The sequence below is a fragment of the Arhodomonas sp. KWT genome (assembly GCF_010993615.1).
Genome location: NZ_WNXE01000832.1, coordinates 1 through 739 on the forward strand (window position 1 = coordinate 1; position 739 = coordinate 739).

1 protein-coding gene and 1 pseudogene are annotated in these 739 nt (G+C 67.1%); one reads left to right on the top strand and one right to left on the bottom strand.

Annotation, left to right across the window (positions count from 1 at the left end):
- A partial coding sequence (locus G7A99_RS22730) for an SPFH domain-containing protein (protein WP_240466387.1) occupies positions 1-218 on the bottom strand: 218 nt, incomplete at its 3' end.
- A 216-nt stretch (positions 219-434) separates the two neighbouring features.
- On the opposite strand from G7A99_RS22730, the pseudogene G7A99_RS22735 reads away from it, so the two are divergent.
- Positions 435-739, top strand: a pseudogene (locus tag G7A99_RS22735) (hypothetical protein); the annotation flags it as partial.

The window sequence follows — 739 nt, forward strand, 5'->3', positions numbered from 1 at the left end:
ATGACGTCCTGGCTGGGTACGTCCATGGTGATCAGGCGCAGATCCACCTTCACCGCCTGCTGGATGACCGGGAAGACGAGCCGCAGGCCGGGGCCCTTGACCTTCCAGAAACGGCCGAGCATGAACACGACGCCGCGCTCATACTCCCTGAACACGCGGAACGCGGAGATCACCACCGCGAGCACGATGGCGATAGCAATCAGCACGGGGATACCCATCGAGGCCTCCTTGACGGCATGGGCGTCGCTAGTGGTTCCGGCGGTCGTCTCCCTCCCGAGCGATCCGGATGCCGGACCGCACTGCTCACCGCACAGATAGCGCTGCTACACTGCGCGACTCGCATGCGGCCCTGAGGCACACGGTACGCTCGCCGCGGGACGCCGCCTCTGGGAAGATTAGTTCCTTCGCCGGCCCAAGCATAGCCACTGCACCCGATGACGGATACCACCTTTCTGCTCTACGTCCGCCCCGGTTTCGAGGGCGATCTCGCCGCGGAGCTCACCGATATGAGCGCCCGGATCGAGGCACCGGGCTACTGCGAGGCGCGGCCGGACACCGGCTTCGTGCTGTTTCACGCCGTGGACGCCGACGCGGCAGAGCGACTGTGGACCGCCCTGGACTGGCGCCGGCTGATCTTCGCGCGGCAGTGGCTGCGCCTTCATGCCACCATAACCGGCCTGCCCGGGAACGACCGTGCCGGTCCCATCGCCGAGGCGGCTGAGGATCTCCAGGCCGTCGG